Below are 16,175 nucleotides of genomic sequence, written 5' to 3' on the forward strand. Positions count from 1 at the left end.
CATTAATATGAACGCATGGCGAGGACGTCGGGACCCGAGACCCGGGAGAAACTGATCCGCGCGGCGGAGGAGCTCTTCGCCGCACAGGGCGTCGACGGCGCACAACTCCGGGACATCGTGGCCCTGGCAGGACAGGCCAACCCCTCCGCGGTCCAGTACCACTTCGGCTCGCGCGCCGGACTTCTCGACGCGGTCATGGCCGGCCGCCAGGCCCGTACGGAACAGGTGCTCGCACCCCTCCTCGACGCCGCCGGCGACGACCTGCGGCAGCTGGTCTCCGCGCTCGTCACCGCCGAGGCCGGTGAGCTGCGCACCGACCGGGGCCGCCGCTGCCTGCGGATCTCCGCGCAGCTCAGCCACGAGAGCGGCGTCCGCACCCGCACCCCCCATCCCACGCTCGCCGGCACCGCCCACTGGCGCCTGATCGAGCGGATCGCGGACCGGCTGGCCGCCGGCGGGCTCCCCGAGCCGCTACTCCTGGAGCGCCTCGACCTGGCGCTGACCGTGGTGGGCGCGGCCATGGCGGACCGGGCCCGGCAGTACCTCGACGGCGCCGAGCCCCTCACGGACGAGCCGCTCTTCCTCGCCGATCTCGTCGAGACCACCACCGCGCTTCTCCGGGCCTCACAGCCCCGGAGCGTCTGAACGACCCCGAAGGGACCCCCTCTCATGAACGACCTCACCGGCAAGACCGTGCTCATCACCGGCGGCGCCCGCGGCCTGGGCGCCGAGGCCGCGAAGCTGGCCGTGGCCGCCGGAGCGAACGTCGTGATCACCGACGTGCTCGACGAGGACGGCAAGGCCACGGCGGAGGCGCTCGGCGAGCGGGCCCGCTTCTTCCACCACGACGTGACCTCCGAGGAGGAGTGGGCGGCGGCCGTCGCCTTCGCCGTGTCGGAGTTCGGCGGGCTGCACGGCCTGGTGAACAACGCGGGCATCTCCACCGGCGCGTTCCTGGAGACCGAGTCCGTCGAGCACTTCCGCAAGGTCCTCGACATCAACCTGACCGGTGTCTTCATCGGCATGAAGGCCGCGATCCCGGCGATGAGGGAGGCCGGCGGCGGCTCGATCGTCAACATCTCCTCGGCCGCGGGTCTGATGGGCCTGGCCCTGACCGCCGGCTACGGCGCCTCCAAGTGGGGCGTGCGCGGCCTGACGAAGATCGGCGCGGTGGAGCTCGGCACGGCGAAGATCCGCGTCAACTCCGTCCACCCCGGCATGACCTACACCCCGATGACCGCCTCCGTCGGCATCGAGCGCGGCGAGGGCAAGTACCCGAACACGCCGATGGGCCGGGTCGGCGAGGCCGACGAGATCGCGGGCGCGGTCGTCTTCCTGCTCTCGGACGCCGCCTCGTACGTGACGGGCGCGGAGCTCGCCGTGGACGGCGGCTGGACGACCGGTCCGACCGTCAAGTACGTCATGGGGCAGTGATTTCATGGGCGCATGAGCGCCTCTGAAGAGATCCTCGACGTCGTCGACGAGCACGACCGGGTGATCGGCCGGGCCCCGCGCGGTGAGGTGTACGCGCGGGGCCTGATCCATCGCTGCGTCTTCGTCCGGGTCCGGGACGCCGAGGGCAGGGTCTTCGTCCACCGCAGGACGGCGACGAAGCTGGTCTTCCCCTCCCGGTACGACATGTTCGTCGGCGGTGTCGTCGGCGCGGGCGAGTCCTACGACGAGGCCGCGCTGCGGGAGGCCGAGGAGGAGCTCGGGGTGTCCGGGCTGCCCCGGCCCGTGCCGGTGCTGCGGTTCCTGTACGACTCCGGGGGCGTGGCCGGGAAGTGGTGGTCGGCGGTCTACGAGGTCCGCTGCGAGCTGCCGGTGCGGCCGCAGGTGGAGGAGGTCGCCTGGCACGGCTTCCTCACGGACGGGGAGCTGGAGGAACGCCTCGGCACCTGGGACTGGGTACCGGACGGGCTCGCCGCGTACGAACTGCTGCGGGGTGCGCACCCGGCGGGGTGATCCACCGGCCGTTAGGGTGCACGGGTGAGCGATTTCGTGCAGAGCCTGCGGCTGTGGTTCGCGCCGCAGCGGATCCGGGACGAGGGCGAGACCCCCGACTACCGCTTCTCCCTCGCCAACGAGCGGACCTTCCTGGCCTGGATCCGGACCGCGCTCGCCCTGGTCGGCGGCGGGTTCGCCGTCGACCAGTTCCTGCCGGACCTGCGCTGGGGCGTACGCGTCGGGCTCGCGCTCGCGCTGCTCGTCGGCGGTGTGCTGTGCGCCCTGCGGGCCGTGAACCACTGGGTGCGCTGCGAGCGGGCGATGCGGCGCGGCGAGGACCTGCCGGTGTCCCGCTTCCCCGCGGTGCTCAGCCTCGCGGTGGCCGCGGTGGCGCTCACGATGGTGGTGCTCGTCGTCTTCGGCCGGGCCGGACGGTGACCGCGCCCGGCGCGGCCCGGGATCCCGGGCTCCAGCCGGAGCGGACCCGGCTCGCGTGGCGGCGGACGACCCTGTCGTGCACGGTCGTCGCGGTGCTCGCCGTGAAGGCGACCGTCAGCGACGAGATCACGGCCAAGGAGCTGACCGGGCTCGCGCTGTCGTCCCTGGTGTGGGTCGCGTTCCTGGCCGTCGCCCACCGGCGGATCCGTTCCCTGGGCGCGGCCCGGCCGCTGCCGCTCTCGCACCGGGGCGCGTTGCTCGCGGCGGGGTGCACGATCGCGCTCGCCGTCTTCGGGGCGGCGGTGATCTGGTGAACCGGTGCTACGGGACGGTGACCACGACCTTGCCGTTCAGACCGCCCGCCGCGTTGGCGCGCTGGGCCTCGGCCGCCTGTTCCAGGGGGAACGACCTGGCCACGCGTACGGTGAGGACGCCCGCGTCGGCCAGGTCCGCGAGTGCCGCGAGGTCCGCGGCGTCGGGGCGGACCCAGAAGTAGCTGCCGCCCAGGGCGAGGACCTCGCCGTCGGCGATCGAGGCCAGCCGGCCCCCGGGGGCGATCAGCCCGGCCGAGAGCTGGAGGAACGGGCCCCCGATGGTGTCGAGGACGGCGTCCACGCCCAGCGGGGCGAGGGCGCGGACCTGGTCGGTGAAGGTCTCCTCGTCGTAGCGGACGGGCTCGGCGCCGAGCTCCGCGACCCGCTCCAGGCCCGCCTCCCTGGCCGCGCCGATGACCCGGCAGCCGAGGTGGCGGGCGATCTGCACGGCCATCGAGCCGACCCCGCCGGCCGCCGCGTGGACGAGGACGGTCTCGCCGGGGCGCACCGCGAGGGCCTTGGGCCGGTGGAGCACCTGGTACGCGGTGAGGCCGGCGAGCGGGAGGGCCGCGGCCTCCTCGAAGTCGAGGGTGCGGGGTTTGCGGGCGAGGGTGCGGACGGGGGCGGCGACGTACTCGGCGAAGGTGCCCCGGGAGAGGAAGTCCTCGCGGACGTACCCCATGACCTCGTCGCCCACGGCGAACTCGGGGACGGACACGCCGAGCCGGACGACGACGCCGGAGACGTCCCAGCCGGGGACGACCGGGAACACCGCGTCCATCATGCCGTCGAGGTATCCGGCCTGGCACTTCCAGTCGACCGGGTTGACGGCGGCCGCCCGCACCTCGACCAGGACCGCGTCCGGTCCGATCTTGGGCTCGGGCAGCTCGCCGTACTCCAGGACCTCGGGGCCGCCGTACCGGCTGTAGCTGATCGCCTTCATACCCCCGACCCTCGGCGCCCCCGGGCCGGCCCGCAAGCCGGGGAGTCAGCCACCGAGCGCCGCCGGCGGCGGGAGCATGGCGCGCGGGTCGCGGCCCGAGGTCCAGAGGCCGATGAGGAAGGCGGTGGCCGCCTCCAGGAGGTCCGCGTGGGCGAGCGGTCCTGCCACGAAGGGGGCGCAGCCCAGGTCGGCCGCCAGGGTGGCTACGAGCGTCAGTGCCTCCTCGTCGTCACCGCACAGGGGGACGGCGACCGGCCCGTCCGCGAAGACGGGCGGGGTGCGGCTCCACACGGCGGGCGTGAGGTGGTTGAAGGCCTTGACCACGCGGGCGCCCGTCGCGGCGGCGAGCGTGCGGGCGGCGCCGGGGCCCTCGCCGGTGGTGAGGACCGGCCCCGGGCCGACCGCGTTGGTGCAGTCGATCAGGATCCGTCCGCCGATCGAGCCGTCGGGGCCGACCGTCCCGAGGGCCGGCAGGACCGCGTCGTACGGCAGTGCCAGCAGGGTCGCCTCGCCGAAGCGGGCCGCCTCGGCGAGGGTGCCCGGCCGGGCGCCGGTGCTCGCGGCGAGCGCGGCGGTGCGGTCCGGGTCCCGGCCTCCGACGAGCACCTCGTGGCCCGCCGCGGCCCATCCGCCGCCGAGCGCCCGCGCCATCGCTCCCGTACCCATTACTCCCACCCGCATGGGGCGTCCTCCCTCACGTACCGTTGTGCGTGCTGTCATGAACGACCGTAGGCGGGGGGCGACTTACCGAATGGTTACCGACCGGATTCTCGCGGACTGCCGGGCGCGGCTCGGCTTCGACCTGCTCGCCCACACCTGGAACGGGGTCGTCCTGTACGCCCTCGCGGACGGGCCGCGCCGTCCCGGCGAGCTGCGGACGGCGATCGGCGGGATCAGCGCGAAGGTGCTGACCGAGACACTGCGGCGCCTCGAGGGGTACGCGCTGGTGGAGCGGCGGGTGTTCGAGGAGGCGCCGCCCCGGGTCGAGTACGGGCTGACCTCGTTGGGGCGTTCGCTGCTCGGGCCGATCGAGGCGCTGGGGCGGTGGTCGGCGGAGTACGGTGACGCGTTCGTGGCGGCGCAGGGGTGGGACGGGGACGAAGCGGGGTGAGCCGCCGAGGACCCCGAGCGCGGGACGAAGCGGGGTGAGCCGCCGCGGACCCCGGGCGCGGGACGAAGCGGGGTGAGAGGTTCCGGGTTTTCACCGGTGGGCGGCGGCTGGCACTCTTCCCCTGTCCAGTCGGGCTCTCATCCGGGGGAATCCCTTTGTCTGCCACCGATCCCTATGTCGTCACGCTCGCTCCGCACGTGCACGCCTTCGTCCAGCCCGACGGCGGCTGGTGCCTGAACAACGCCGGTTTCATCGGCGACGTGGACGAGTCGCTGCTCGTCGACACCGCCGCCACCGAGCGGCGGGCGTTGCTGCTGCGCGAGGCGGTGCTCGCCGAGGGGCTGCCGCTGCCCCGGACCATCGTCTCCACCCACCATCACGGCGACCACACCTACGGCAACGGGGTGTTCCACCCGGAGGCCCGGATCGTGGGGCACGAGAACTGCCGGTCCGAGCAGCTCGCGGCCGGTCACCAGCTCCATCTGCTGTGGCCGCGGACCGACTTCGGGCGCGTCGACATCCTGCCGCCCTCCGTCACGTACAGCGACCGGCTCACGCTGCACGTCGGCGGGATCGAGGTGCGGGTGCTCCACCCGGGGGCCGCGCACACGACGGGCGACTCGATCGTCCATCTCCCCGAGCAGGGCGTCGTGTTCACCGGCGACCTGGTGTTCCAGGGCGGGACGCCGTTCCTGCCGATGGGTTCCCTCGCCGGTTCGCTGCGCGCGCTCGACCTGCTGCGTTCCCTGGACGCGCCGACGGTGGTGCCGGGGCACGGACGGGTGACCGACCCCTCGGCGTACGACATCACGGAGCGGTACCTGCTCTGGGTGCGGGAACTGGCCGTCGAGGGCTACGCGAAGGGGGCGACGCCGCTGGAGACGGCACGGCGCACGGAGCTCGGCGAGTTCGCGAAGTGGCGGGAGAGCGAGCGGCTGGTGGCGAACCTGCACCGGGCGTACGCGGAGCTGGAGGGCCTGCCGGAGGGGTCGCCGCTGGATCCGGTGGCGGTGTTCGGGGACATGGCGGCGATGAACGGCGGGGTTCCGGTGGCCTGTCACGCATAGTGGCGGGGCCCGATCCGAATCGACAGGCATCGCGGGCCGCGAGAGGATGGAAGGACTTGAGGTCCCTCAGGGCCGCCACGGATGGGGTCGGCAGCCGTACGAGGACGGGGCCGGGGCCGTGGACGGCCCTTCCGCTCGCGTCGAAGAGACGCGGATGCCTGTTCGTCGCTGTGCTCCTCCGTGCCTTCAACCTCTCGGCCCGTGCCCGAGGGTGCGGGCCTGCCACCGGAGGGAAGAAAAGTGAACAGGAAAATCCGCTTGGCCGTGTTGGCTCCGCTGACCATCTCCTCACTGCTGCTCGGGTCCGTGGCGCTCACCATGAGCTCGGCGCAGGCAGTGCCGTCGGCCACCTGCACGGTGACGGACAGCAAGACGGCGGGCAAGTTCGACGTCTCGGGCAAGGGCTGGAAGCCCGGGAAGACCGTCTTCCTCGAAGCCAACAACACCCACACCGCGTCCCTGAAGACGAATGCCAACGGCGAGTTCTCGAGCACCGACTTCTTCCCGGCGGGCGCCACGATCACGGCACTCCAGCCCGGCGTTCCCGAGGCCACCTGCGGCACGGCCAAGGACACCGAGCAGAAGGACGCGCAGGAGCAGTACCGGATGGGCTACCGGCAGGGTGTCGCCGACACGAAGGCGGACTGCAAGAAGGACGCGCCCAAGCAGGGCGTGGCCGCGCTGGACCCGAACTACGAGAAGGGCTACAACGCGGGGGCGGCGGCCGTACTGGCGTCCGCGCTCTGCAAGAAGTAGAACCCTGAAGAAGGAGAACGCCTCCGGGAGGCCCGGGTCGGACAGCGGTCCGGCCCGGGCCTGCCTCCTGCCCCGACGGGCACCGTTCACCAGCGGCTCGGCGTCCAGTCCGGACGCACCGCCCGCATCGCCGCCGTGTCGTCCCGGTCCCGGTGGGTGCCGTCGTCCTCCAGCCAGCGGCGGTGGAGCGACTCCAGGGCCTCGCGGTCGAGTTCGACGCCCAGGCCGGGGGCGTCGGAGACCGTGAGGCGGCCCGCGCGGAAGACGGGGCGGGTGGTGACGACGTCCTCCGTCTGCCAGGGGTAGTGGGTGTCGCAGGCGTGGTGGAGCCCGGGCAGGGTGGCGGCCACCTGGGTCATCGCGGCGAGGCTGATGCCCAGGTGGGTGTTGGAGTGCATGGAGAGCCCGACGCCGTACGTCCGGCAGAGCGCGGCCAGTTCGCGGGTGCGGTGGAGTCCGCCCCAGTAGTGGTGGTCGCAGAGGACGATCCGTACCGCGTTCGCCGCGAAGGCCTCCGGGACCTCGTCGAAGGTGGTCACGCACATGTTGGTGGCGAGCGGCACGTCCGTGCGGGCGGCGATCTCGGCCATGGCGGCGGTGCCGCTCGCCGGGTCCTCCAGGTACTCCAGGACGTCCTTCAGCTCGTGGGCGACGGCGAGCGAGGTCTCCACGGACCAGGCGCCGTTGGGGTCGAGACGGAGCGGCCGGCCGGGGAAGGCCTCGGCGAGCGCCCGGATCGCGGCGACCTCCCGAGCGGGCTCGAACACGCCGCCCTTGAGCTTGAAGGAGCGGAAGCCGTACTCCTGGTCGAAGCGGCGGGCCTGGGCGACGACGCCGGCCGGGTCGAGGGCGGCGCCCCAGTCGTCCGTGCCCGCCCACTTGTAGAAGAGGTACGCGCTGTACTCGACCTCGTCCCGGACCTTGCCGCCGAGCAGGGCGTGGACGGGCAGGCCGAGGGTCCTGCCGAGCGCGTCGAGGCAGGCGGTCTCGAAGGCGGAGACGACGGAGAGGCGGAGCTTCTCGGCCGTACGGACCCCGCGCAGGCCGCCCGCGTCGACCCCCGCGTCGAGGGCCTGCCAGGGCCCGCCGCCTGTGTCCGCCGCCAGCGCGAAGAGTCCGTTCACATCCGTGACCGAGCGGCCTGGAAGCGACTCGGCGAGAGGGCGGGCGGCGTCGAGGTACGCGCCGTCGCCGTACGTCTCCCCGAGTCCGCTCACCCCTCCCCTCGTGACCACTTCGACGATGAGCCGGGGCGTGTAGGGCTGATGGACGCCCTGGGTGTTGAGGAGGGGTGGGTCGGAGATGAGGATCGGGGTCAGCCGGACTCCGTCGACGATCAGCTTCGCATCCATATGTGAACTCTATTCAGCCATGCGATCAGCCACCAGGGCGCGGACACGCTTTCCCCGCTCCCCCCTGGACGACATACCGACTGGTCGGTCATCATGAACGCCGACCGAAGCCGATCCGGAGGTACGCACGCATGAGTTCCGCCCCGCCACCAGGACTCGACCCCGAGCAGCTGCGCCGACACCTCGACCGCGAGCGGCCCGGACTGGTGTCCGGCCCCCTCGAAGCCCGGTTGATCGAGGGCGGCCGGTCGAACCTGACGTACGTCGTGACCGACGGCACCGGCCGCTGGGTGGTCCGCCGTCCCCCGCTCGGCCACGTCCTCGCCACCGCCCACGACATGCGGCGCGAACACCGCGTCATCAGCGCCCTGCACGCGACGGACGTGCCCGTCCCCGGGACGGTCCTGCTCTGCGAGGACGAGTCGGTGCTCGGCGCGCCCTTCTACGTCATGGAGTTCGTCGACGGGACGCCGTACCGCTCGGCCCTCCAGCTCGCCCCGCTCGGCCCCGAGCGCACCCGGGCCGCCCTCCTCGGCCTCGTCGACACGCTCGTCGACCTGCACGCCGTCGACCCGGAGACCGTCGGGCTCGGCGACTTCGGGCGCCCCGAGGGCTTCCTCGACCGGCAGCTGCGCCGCTGGGGCAAGCAGCTCGACGCCTCCCGCGGCCGCGAGCTGCCGGGAATCGAGGAGCTGCACGCGGCCCTCGGGCGCGCGCTGCCCGCCTCTCCCCCGCCCACCGTCATCCACGGCGACTACCGGCTCGACAACGTCCTCGTCGGCGAGGACGACCGGATCCGGGCCGTCCTGGACTGGGAGATGTCCACGCTCGGCGACCCGCTCACCGACCTCGGCCTGCTCGTCATGTACAGCACGCCGCTCGACCTGCCGAACTCCCCCATCTCCACGACCGCCACGGCCCCGGGGCACCCGAGCGCCGCCGAACTGGTCGAGCGCTACGCGGCCCGCTCGGGCCGCGACACCTCGGCCCTCGCCTGGTACACGGCCTTCGCCTGGTTCAAGCTCGCCGTGATCCTGGAGGGCATCCACTACCGGTGGACCCTCGGGCAGACCGTCGGCGCGGGCTTCGACCGCATCGGCGAACTCGTCCCCGTCTTCATCGAGCACGGCCTGACCACCCTTCAGGAGGGCTGAACACCATGGACTTCGCCTACGACGCCCGCACCGAGGAACTGCGCGCGAAGCTCCTCGCCTTCATGGACCAGCACGTCTACCCGGCCGAGGCCGTCGCCGAGGAGCAGCGCGCCCTGCTCGCCTCGCCGTGGGACACCCCGCCGGTGGTGGAGGAGCTCAAGGCCGAGGCCAGGCGGCAGGGCCTCTGGAACCTCTTCCTTCCCGACGCCGAGTACGGGGCGGGGCTCACCAACCTCCAGTACGCGCCGCTCGCCGAGATCACCGGACGCAGCCCGCACCTCGCCCCGACCGCCCTCAACTGCGCCGCCCCGGACACCGGGAACATGGAGCTGCTCGCCGAGTTCGGCGACGAGGCGCAGAAGAAGCAGTGGCTGGAGCCGCTCCTCACCGGTGAGATCCGCTCGGCCTTCGCGATGACCGAGCCCGAGGTCGCCTCCTCCGACGCGACGAACATCGAGACCCGGATCCGGCGGGACGGCGACGCGTACGTCGTCGACGGACGCAAGTGGTACATCTCCGGGGCGATGAACCCCGACTGCGCGGTCTTCATCGTCATGGGCAAGACCGACCCCGACGGGACGGACCCGCGCCGCCAGCAGTCGATGATCCTCGTGCCGCGCGACACCCCCGGCGTCGAGATCCGGCGCGCCATGCGGGTGTACGGGTACGAGGACCACTACCACGGCGGCCACGCCGAGGTGATCTTCGACGGGGTCCGGGTCCCGGCGGCGAACATCGTCGGCGAGGAGGGCGGCGGCTTCGCTATCGCCCAGGCCCGGCTCGGCCCCGGCCGCATCCACCACTGCATGCGGCTCATCGGCATGGCGGAGCGGGCGGTCGAGCTCATGTGCCGGCGCGCCGTCTCGCGTACCGCCTTCGGCAAGACGCTGGCCCAGCAGGGTGTCGTGCAGAACTGGATCGCCGACGCACGGGTGACGATCGAGCAGCTGCGGCTCCTCGTCCTCAAGACGGCCTGGCTCATGGACACCGTCGGCAACCGGGGCGCGCACACCGAGATCCAGGCCATCAAGATCGCGACCCCGCGCGCGGTGGTCGACATCATCGACAAGGCCGTGCAGGCCCACGGGGCGGGCGGCGTCTCGCAGGACTTCCCGCTGGCCGAACTGTGGGCGGCGGCACGGACGCTGAAGCTTGCGGACGGGCCGGACGAGGTGCACCAGCGGTCGCTGGCGCGACGGGAGCTGAAGAAGTACCTGTAGGGCCGGTCAGGGACGGAGGGCCCGCAGCAGGAGGTCGGCGAGGTGGTCGGCGACCTGCTGCGGGGTCAGCGGGCCGTCCGGGCGGTACCAGGTGGACAGGTGGTGCACCGAGCCGAAGTGGTAGTCGACGACGAGGTCGGCGGGGGTCGCGACGGAGAACACCCCGGCCCGCTGGCCCTCTTCGACCAGAGCCCGGAAGCGCTCGTGGTAGCGGCGCCGCTCGGACCGCACCTGCTTGTTCTTCTCCGGGCTCAGGTGGTGCATGGAGCGGAAGAAGATGGCGGCGTCGTCGAGGTTCTCGATGGTGGTGACCACGACGTCGGCGGCGGCGTCACGCAGCCGGTCCTCGATGGGGGCGTCGGCGTCCGCGTAGGCGTCGAGCCGCTCCTGCTGGAGGCGCAGGACCCGGGAGTAGACCTCCTGGAGGAGGTCCTCCTTGGAACCGAAGTAGTGGTAGAGCGCGCCCTTCGTGACCCCCGCGGCCTCGACGATCTCCTGGACGGAGGTGCGGTCGTACCCCCGCTCGGCGAAGAGCCGGGTGGCGGCGGCGAGGAGTCGCTGGGGGACGGGGGCGCCGCTCCCGTCCGTCGTCCTGGCCATGCTCCGCCGCCTTCCTCGCTGATCGTTTTCGGTCACGGGAACGCGTTCCCGCCCGTAGATCTTCCCATCCGCCGGGGCCTACGGCCGACCGGTGCCCGTCTCCCAGGTCCGCTGGACGTGGTTCATCGTGGTGAGCCACCTCTCGGGGTCGGTGGCGCGATTGCGGTAGTAGCCGGCGACCTCGGGGTGGGGCAGGACGAGGAAACGGTCGGCCGCGATGGCGTCGACGAGGGCGTCGGCGACGTCCTCGGGCTCGATGGCGGTGGGGGCGAGGACGAGCTCGCCGGCGGATCCGGCCGCGGTGAGCATGTCCGTACGGACCCCCTGCGGGCAGATGGCGTGGACCTTCAGGCCGCGGTGGCGGTAGGTGAGGGAGAGCCACTCGGCGAAGGCGTACGCGCCGTGCTTGGAGACGCTGTACGGCGCCGCGCCGATCATGGTGAGCAGTCCGGCGGCGGAGACGGTGGAGACGAAACGGCCGCTGCCGCGCTCCAGCCACTCCGGGAGGAGGGCGCGGGCCGCGCGGACGTGGGCCATGACGTTGACGTCCCAGGCGGCGGCCCAGACGTCCTCGTCGGCGAAGGCGTCGCCGGGCGAGGACAGTCCGGCGTTGGCGCACCAGACATCGACGGTGCCGCCGAGGGCCTCGCGGGCCTCGTCGACGACGGCGGAGGCGTCGCCGGGGACGGCGACGGCGCCGATCTCCTCGGCGACGGCCTTGGTGCGCCCGGGATCGAGGTCGTTGACGACGACCCGCGCGCCCTCGGCCGCGAAGCGGCGGGCGAGGGCGGCGCCGATGCCGCCGCCCGCGCCGGTGACGACGACACCGGCGCCCTGGAGCTCGTTCGTGCCCGCGGTCATGGACCCACCTCCCGCTGTGACGGCGCGGTGTGCCACCGCGCCCCGAAGACCGGCACAGACTAACCGGTCGGTATGGAGTGGCGGAAGACCCGTTCCGCACGCCTCGTTCCCCGCGGCGGTCAGGAGCGCTAGCGTGCGTGCCCTTGTCACCGACGAGGAGGTCCCGCATGAGCCTGTCGCGACGGAGTCTGCTGGCTGCCGGAGGCGCCCTCGGGGCGGCGACGGCCACCGCCGCCGCGTCCCCCGCGTCCCCCGCGCCCGGTCACGGTCGTATGCGGACCGGCTTCGAGCGGCTCGCGGCCGACGGGTACGCGCTCCTCGCGGGCGAACGGGTCGGCGTCGTCACCAACCCGACCGGCGTGACCCCGGACGCGCGCCACATCGTGGACGTGATGCACGCCGACGAGCGGGTGGACCTGGTCGCCGTCTTCGGGCCCGAGCACGGCTTCCGCGGCACCGCCCAGGCGGGCGGCTCGGAGGGACGGTACGACGACCCGGCGACCGGGCTGCCGGTCTACGACACGTACCTGAAGAGCGGGCAGCCGCTGGCGGACGTCTTCACCGCCTCCGGGGTGGACACGGTCGTCTTCGACATCCAGGACGCCGGCGCCCGCTTCTACACGTACATCTGGACGCTGTACGACTGCATGGCGGCCGCCGCCCTCGCCGGGAAGCGGTTCGTGGTCCTGGACCGGCCGAACCCGGTGACCGGGCGGGCGGCGCTCGGGCCCGTCCTGGACCGGGCGTTCGCGACGTTCGTCGGGCGGGAGCCGATCGCGCAGGCGCACGGCATGACGGTCGCCGAGCTGGCCGGGCTCTTCGACGGCGAGTTCCTGGCGAAGCCCGTCGCCGTGGAGACCGTGCGCATGACGGGGTGGCGGCGGTCGGAGTTCTTCGACGCGACCGGGCTGCCGTGGGTGCCGCCCAGTCCGAACATGCCCACGGCGGACACCGCGCTCGTCTACTCCGGCACGTGCCTCTTCGAGGGCACGAACCTCTCCGAGGGGCGGGGCACCACCCGCCCCTTCGAACTCCTCGGCGCCGAGGGGATCGACCGGCGGTGGGCCGAGGCGGCGAACGCCCTCGGCCTGCCCGGAATCCGGTTCCGCGAGGCGTACTTCGCCCCGACCTTCTCCAAGTTCCAGGGGAAGACGGTCGGCGGGGTGCAGCTGCACGTCCACGACCGCGAGTCCTTCGACCCGGTGCGCACCGGGATCGGGCTCCTGGTCACCGCCCGGAGCTCCTGGTCCGGTTTCGCGTGGCGGGCGGACAACTGGATCGACAAGCTGACCGGTTCGACGCGGGTGCGGACCCTGATCGACGCGGGCGCGGACGTGGACGAGGTCGTCGGGGCGTGGCAGACGGACCTGGCGGCCTTCCGGGCCGTGCGGGAGGAGTATCTGATCTACCGGTGAGGGGGCCTCTGTCCGATCCACCGGTGAGGGGGCGGGGCCTCTGTCCGATCCACCGGTGAGGGGGCGGGGCCTCTGTCCGATCCACCGGTGAGGGGGCGGGGCCTCTGTCCGATCCACCGGTGAGGGGGCGGGGCCTCTGTCCGATCCACCGGTGAGGGGGCGGGGCCTCTGTCCGATCCACCGGTGACGGGGGTTGACCCCCGTACGACACGGGGGCCGGCGGGATGTCCCCCCGGCGTCCCGCCAGGCGACGCTTGCCCCATGAACCTTTCCTTACGACGCCGTCGTCTGCCGCTCGTCGGGCTCCTCCTCGCCGCCTGTCTGGGCTCCCTGGCGCCCGCCGCGGGCGCCGCCACCGCCCCGGCCGGCACCGATCCCGCACGCGAACTCGCCCGCTCCGCCCGGCCCCTGACCGATCTGCGCCCGCTGGACCGGATGATCGGCTCGGCCGAGGTCGTCGGCATCGGCGAGGCCACCCACAGCTCGGCGGACTTCTTCACCGCGAAGCACCGGATCTTCGAGCACCTCGTGGAGTCCCAGGGGTTCACCACCTTCGCCCTGGAGGCCCCCTGGTCCACCGGGCTCCTCGTCGACGAGTGGGTCCGCACCGGCCGGGGCGACATCCGGGAGATCATGCGGGACGAGTTCCAGGAGTCGTACCGCCTCTGGAACACCGAGGAGTACCTCGACCTCTTCCGGTGGATGCGGAGGTACAACCAGCTCCACCCCGAGCGACCGGTCCACTTCATGGGCAACGACCTCGGATACGCCGGACCGAACCTCTTCGACGCCGTGACCTCGTACGTCGCCCGCGTCCACCCGCGACTCCTCCCCCGCTTCCGGGAGCTGTACCGGGACTCGCGGCCCACGGGCGAGGTGGAGGCCTGGATGAAGGGGTACGTGGACAGGCCGCTCGCCGAGCGACGGCGGATGGCCGGCGACGTGAACCGCGCCCTCGCCCTCCTGGAGCGGCAGAGGCCCGGCAAGGGCCCGGGTGCCCGGGAGGCCCACCTCTGGGCCGTGCAGCACGCGCGCGCGATCACCCAGGTCGGAACCGAGTACGCCCACGACATGGCGACGCCTGAGGGGGTCGCGGCGGCGATGCTCTACCGCGACCGGATCATGGCGGAGAACACCGTGTGGTGGCAGCGGGCGACCGGCGATCGCATGGTGCTCTCCGCGCACAACGGGCACGTGGGGTACGAGACGGCGAAGCCGGACCAGTACCCGCGGACCCAGGGCGCGTTCCTGCGGGACGCCCTCGGCCGGGACTACGTCACCGTGGGCACCTCCTTCGGACAGGGCTCCTTCAACGCGCACGACACCACGGCGCCCGGCGAGCCGCTCCGGGCCTTCACCGTCGCCCCGCTCGGCCCCGGCAGCAGCGCCGACACCCTGGACCGGGTCGCGTCCGGCCCCTTCTACCTGGACCTGAGGCGCACGACTCCGGCGGCCCGCGAGTGGCTGGGCATGCCCCGGCCGGCCCGGCACATCGGCACGGCGTTCCCCTGGGAGGGCGACGTCGCGTCCGTGCGGTACTCCACCGCGTACGACCTGCTGATCCACTTCCCCCGGATCTCGGCGGCACGGCTGCGCTGACGGGCCGTCGCACGTCTGGAGGGGGGCGTGCGCGGGCATGCTGGCCAAGGAGCCGCCGCCCGCGCACGGGGCGCACTCGGCGTCGCGGCCCCCTCGACGTGGAGGGACGGTATGGCCGTGACCGGGATGAGTGTGGAGCCGTACCGGGAGATCACCTTCGACAAGGACGGCGACGGGCCGCCGGGCCAGGCCTCGGAACTCGCCGCGCTCGCCCGGCGGGGCGTCCGTGACCTGGTGGTGTTCGCGCACGGGTGGAACAGCTCCCCGTCCGGCGCCACCCGCCTGTGCTCCGACTTCTTCGCGCCCTTCCCCGAGCTGCTCGCGCCCGGGGTGGAGGCGGGGTACGCGGGGGTGATCTGGCCCTCGATGATGTTCTCGGGCGAGCCGGTGCCCGACTTCCGGGCCCTCGTGACCGTCCTCCCGGAGAAGGAGCCGGTCATCGGGCGGCTCACGGAGCTGCTCGCGGCGGCGCCGGACTCCGAGGCGGCGTTCGCCGAGTTCGGGGCGCTGCTGCGGGAGCTGACGGACGTGGACGCGGAGTGCGTGGCGGTCCCGGAGGCGGTGCCGGAGTTCCTCGTCGCGGACCCGCTGGCGGTCTGCGCGCGGTTCACCGAGGCCCTGGAGGACGCGGGCGAGGCCCCGGCGGAGGCCCCGGTCGAGGTCCCGGGGGAGGCCCCGGGGGAGGCCTTCGGCGGGGGCCTGAAGAAGTACTGGAAGGGCGCCAAAGAGGTGCTGCGCCAGGCCACGTACTACGTGATGAAGCAGCGGGCCGGGCGGGTCGGCGAGCACGGGCTCGGGCCGCTCCTCGGCGAGGTCGCGCGCGCCGCGCCCGGGCTCCGCGTCCACCTGGTGGGCCACAGCATGGGCGCCCGGCTCGTGGCGTACGCGCTGCGGGGGCTGCCCGCCGGGGCGCGGCCGGTCACCTCCGTGACGCTGCTCCAGGGCGCCTTCTCGCACTACGCGTTCGCCGCGCGCCTGCCGCACGCCCCGGGTAGGTCCGGCTCGTTGCGGGACCTCCAGGAGCGGGTCCGGGGGCCGGTGGTGGCCTGCTACTCGCGGCACGACACGGCGCTCGGGGTGATGTACCCGCTGGCGTCCCGGCTGGCGAACGACTCAGAGTCGCTGGCCGGCACAGCGGCGGAGCTGCTGGGGACGGACGATCCGCGCTGGGGCGCGATCGGTCACGACGGCGTGCAGGCGGTGCCGGGTGCCGTGCGACTGAGCCTCGCGGAGGCCCTGCGCGCGGGGGTGCCGGGCTCGGGGTGCGTGAGCGTGGACGCGGCCGAGGTGGTCCGCTCACACAGCGACATCCGGCGGCGCGAGCTGGCCGAGGTCGTGGTCTCGGTCTCCCGGACGGGCCGGTAGGAGGCGCGCCGGGCCGCACCGAACCCCACCGGA

Annotated in this window: 18 protein-coding genes; 13 read left to right on the plus strand and 5 right to left on the minus strand. The window is 73.2% G+C overall.

The genetic code is table 11. The annotated features are described in order from the left end of the window. Nucleotides 1-15: 15 nt before the first annotated feature. From ACN9MM_RS08650 to ACN9MM_RS08670, 5 genes are read left to right on the plus strand one after another with little or no spacing between them, the layout of a single operon-like run. The gene (locus tag ACN9MM_RS08650) at nt 16-645 is read left to right on the plus strand and encodes a TetR/AcrR family transcriptional regulator (protein WP_426363065.1); all 630 of its coding nucleotides are present in this window, start codon (nt 16-18) and stop codon (nt 643-645) included. Between the two features lie 24 nt (nt 646-669). After that, nucleotides 670-1,434, plus strand: coding sequence for a glucose 1-dehydrogenase (locus ACN9MM_RS08655; protein WP_426363066.1), 765 nt, complete (start codon nt 670-672; stop codon nt 1,432-1,434). Between the two features lie 12 nt (nt 1,435-1,446). Next, complete coding sequence (locus ACN9MM_RS08660) at nt 1,447-1,965, plus strand: NUDIX domain-containing protein (protein WP_426363067.1); 519 nt, start codon at nt 1,447-1,449, stop codon at nt 1,963-1,965. Nucleotides 1,966-1,989: 24 nt separating this feature from the next. Then, complete coding sequence (locus ACN9MM_RS08665; protein WP_426363068.1) at nt 1,990-2,385, plus strand: YidH family protein; 396 nt, start codon at nt 1,990-1,992, stop codon at nt 2,383-2,385. Continuing rightward, on the plus strand, nt 2,382-2,699 hold the full coding sequence (locus tag ACN9MM_RS08670) for a DUF202 domain-containing protein (protein WP_426363069.1): 318 nt from the start codon (nt 2,382-2,384) through the stop codon (nt 2,697-2,699). The genes ACN9MM_RS08665 and ACN9MM_RS08670 overlap by 4 nt, the downstream gene beginning before the upstream one ends. 7 nt (nt 2,700-2,706) lie before the next feature. Here ACN9MM_RS08670 and ACN9MM_RS08675 read toward each other — a convergent pair whose 3' ends face one another. Both ACN9MM_RS08675 and ACN9MM_RS08680 read right to left on the minus strand, forming a co-directional pair. Then, nucleotides 2,707-3,642 carry an NADP-dependent oxidoreductase gene (locus tag ACN9MM_RS08675; RefSeq protein ID WP_426363070.1) on the minus strand — a complete coding sequence of 312 codons (936 nt, stop codon included), beginning with the start codon at nt 3,640-3,642 and terminating at the stop codon, nt 2,707-2,709. Nucleotides 3,643-3,687: 45 nt separating this feature from the next. Further along, entirely contained in the window at nt 3,688-4,323 is a 636-nt protein-coding gene (locus ACN9MM_RS08680; protein WP_426363071.1) for an NADPH-dependent F420 reductase, read from the minus strand. Nucleotides 4,324-4,393: 70 nt separating this feature from the next. On the opposite strand from ACN9MM_RS08680, the gene ACN9MM_RS08685 reads away from it, so the two are divergent. From ACN9MM_RS08685 to ACN9MM_RS08695, 3 genes are all read left to right on the plus strand, one after another. Further along, a complete protein-coding gene (locus tag ACN9MM_RS08685; protein WP_426363072.1) occupies nt 4,394-4,753 on the plus strand; it encodes a winged helix-turn-helix transcriptional regulator in 360 nt (119 codons plus the stop codon). Between the two features lie 155 nt (nt 4,754-4,908). After that, nucleotides 4,909-5,820, plus strand: a complete 912-nt coding sequence (locus tag ACN9MM_RS08690; protein WP_426363073.1) for an MBL fold metallo-hydrolase — start codon at nt 4,909-4,911, stop codon at nt 5,818-5,820. Nucleotides 5,821-6,078: 258 nt separating this feature from the next. Continuing rightward, nucleotides 6,079-6,576 (plus strand): hypothetical protein, encoded by a 498-nt coding sequence (locus ACN9MM_RS08695; protein WP_426363074.1) that lies wholly within the window; start codon nt 6,079-6,081, stop codon nt 6,574-6,576. A gap of 86 nt (nt 6,577-6,662) precedes the next feature. Here the strand turns inward: ACN9MM_RS08695 and ACN9MM_RS08700 are convergent, their stop codons facing one another. Then, on the minus strand, nt 6,663-7,928 hold the full coding sequence (locus tag ACN9MM_RS08700; RefSeq protein ID WP_426363075.1) for an enolase C-terminal domain-like protein: 1,266 nt from the start codon (nt 7,926-7,928) through the stop codon (nt 6,663-6,665). Between the two features lie 131 nt (nt 7,929-8,059). Here ACN9MM_RS08700 and ACN9MM_RS08705 point away from each other — a divergent pair, with 131 nt between their 5' ends. After that, nucleotides 8,060-9,082: a phosphotransferase family protein gene (locus ACN9MM_RS08705; RefSeq protein ID WP_426363076.1), complete on the plus strand. Its 1,023-nt coding sequence runs from the start codon at nt 8,060-8,062 to the stop codon at nt 9,080-9,082. Nucleotides 9,083-9,087: 5 nt separating this feature from the next. After that, nucleotides 9,088-10,302: an acyl-CoA dehydrogenase family protein gene (locus tag ACN9MM_RS08710; RefSeq protein ID WP_426363077.1), complete on the plus strand. Its 1,215-nt coding sequence runs from the start codon at nt 9,088-9,090 to the stop codon at nt 10,300-10,302. 6 nt (nt 10,303-10,308) lie between these two features. On the opposite strand, the gene ACN9MM_RS08715 is transcribed toward ACN9MM_RS08710, so the two are convergent. Together ACN9MM_RS08715 and ACN9MM_RS08720 are read right to left on the minus strand one after the other, a co-directional pair. After that, a complete protein-coding gene (locus ACN9MM_RS08715) occupies nt 10,309-10,902 on the minus strand; it encodes a TetR/AcrR family transcriptional regulator (RefSeq protein ID WP_426363078.1) in 594 nt (197 codons plus the stop codon). A 78-nt stretch (nt 10,903-10,980) separates the two neighbouring features. Further along, nucleotides 10,981-11,763: an SDR family oxidoreductase gene (locus ACN9MM_RS08720; protein ID WP_426363079.1), complete on the minus strand. Its 783-nt coding sequence runs from the start codon at nt 11,761-11,763 to the stop codon at nt 10,981-10,983. Between the two features lie 167 nt (nt 11,764-11,930). Between ACN9MM_RS08720 and ACN9MM_RS08725 the strand changes: the two genes are divergently transcribed. The 3 genes from ACN9MM_RS08725 (at nt 11,931) to ACN9MM_RS08735 (ending at nt 16,142) form a co-directional block, all read left to right on the plus strand. Beyond that, entirely contained in the window at nt 11,931-13,178 is a 1,248-nt protein-coding gene (locus ACN9MM_RS08725; RefSeq protein WP_426363080.1) for an exo-beta-N-acetylmuramidase NamZ family protein, read from the plus strand. Nucleotides 13,179-13,439: 261 nt separating this feature from the next. Next, nucleotides 13,440-14,777: an erythromycin esterase family protein gene (locus ACN9MM_RS08730; RefSeq protein WP_426363081.1), complete on the plus strand. Its 1,338-nt coding sequence runs from the start codon at nt 13,440-13,442 to the stop codon at nt 14,775-14,777. A gap of 111 nt (nt 14,778-14,888) precedes the next feature. Then, nucleotides 14,889-16,142 (plus strand): serine-threonine protein kinase, encoded by a 1,254-nt coding sequence (locus ACN9MM_RS08735; RefSeq protein WP_426363082.1) that lies wholly within the window; start codon nt 14,889-14,891, stop codon nt 16,140-16,142. Nucleotides 16,143-16,175 lie beyond the last annotated feature (33 nt).

Origin of the sequence: Streptomyces sp. E-08 (genome assembly GCF_049913095.1) — a bacterium.
GTDB lineage: Bacteria > Actinomycetota > Actinomycetes > Streptomycetales > Streptomycetaceae > Streptomyces.

What these genes read in the sequence shown, in the direction of transcription:
- ACN9MM_RS08650 (WP_426363065.1), top strand. Translation starts at nt 16, where the DNA reads ATGGCGAGGACGTCGGGACCCGAGACCCGGGAGAAACTGATCCGCGCG.
- ACN9MM_RS08655 (WP_426363066.1), top strand. Translation starts at nt 670, where the DNA reads ATGAACGACCTCACCGGCAAGACCGTGCTCATCACCGGCGGCGCCCGC.
- ACN9MM_RS08660 (WP_426363067.1), top strand. Translation starts at nt 1,447, where the DNA reads ATGAGCGCCTCTGAAGAGATCCTCGACGTCGTCGACGAGCACGACCGG.
- ACN9MM_RS08675 (WP_426363070.1), bottom strand. Translation starts at nt 3,642, where the DNA reads ATGAAGGCGATCAGCTACAGCCGGTACGGCGGCCCCGAGGTCCTGGAG.
- ACN9MM_RS08680 (WP_426363071.1), bottom strand. Translation starts at nt 4,323, where the DNA reads ATGCGGGTGGGAGTAATGGGTACGGGAGCGATGGCGCGGGCGCTCGGC.
- ACN9MM_RS08685 (WP_426363072.1), top strand. Translation starts at nt 4,394, where the DNA reads ATGGTTACCGACCGGATTCTCGCGGACTGCCGGGCGCGGCTCGGCTTC.
- ACN9MM_RS08700 (WP_426363075.1), bottom strand. Translation starts at nt 7,928, where the DNA reads ATGGATGCGAAGCTGATCGTCGACGGAGTCCGGCTGACCCCGATCCTC.
- ACN9MM_RS08705 (WP_426363076.1), top strand. Translation starts at nt 8,060, where the DNA reads ATGAGTTCCGCCCCGCCACCAGGACTCGACCCCGAGCAGCTGCGCCGA.
- ACN9MM_RS08710 (WP_426363077.1), top strand. Translation starts at nt 9,088, where the DNA reads ATGGACTTCGCCTACGACGCCCGCACCGAGGAACTGCGCGCGAAGCTC.
- ACN9MM_RS08715 (WP_426363078.1), bottom strand. Translation starts at nt 10,902, where the DNA reads ATGGCCAGGACGACGGACGGGAGCGGCGCCCCCGTCCCCCAGCGACTC.
- ACN9MM_RS08720 (WP_426363079.1), bottom strand. Translation starts at nt 11,763, where the DNA reads ATGACCGCGGGCACGAACGAGCTCCAGGGCGCCGGTGTCGTCGTCACC.
- ACN9MM_RS08725 (WP_426363080.1), top strand. Translation starts at nt 11,931, where the DNA reads ATGAGCCTGTCGCGACGGAGTCTGCTGGCTGCCGGAGGCGCCCTCGGG.
- ACN9MM_RS08730 (WP_426363081.1), top strand. Translation starts at nt 13,440, where the DNA reads ATGAACCTTTCCTTACGACGCCGTCGTCTGCCGCTCGTCGGGCTCCTC.
- ACN9MM_RS08735 (WP_426363082.1), top strand. Translation starts at nt 14,889, where the DNA reads ATGGCCGTGACCGGGATGAGTGTGGAGCCGTACCGGGAGATCACCTTC.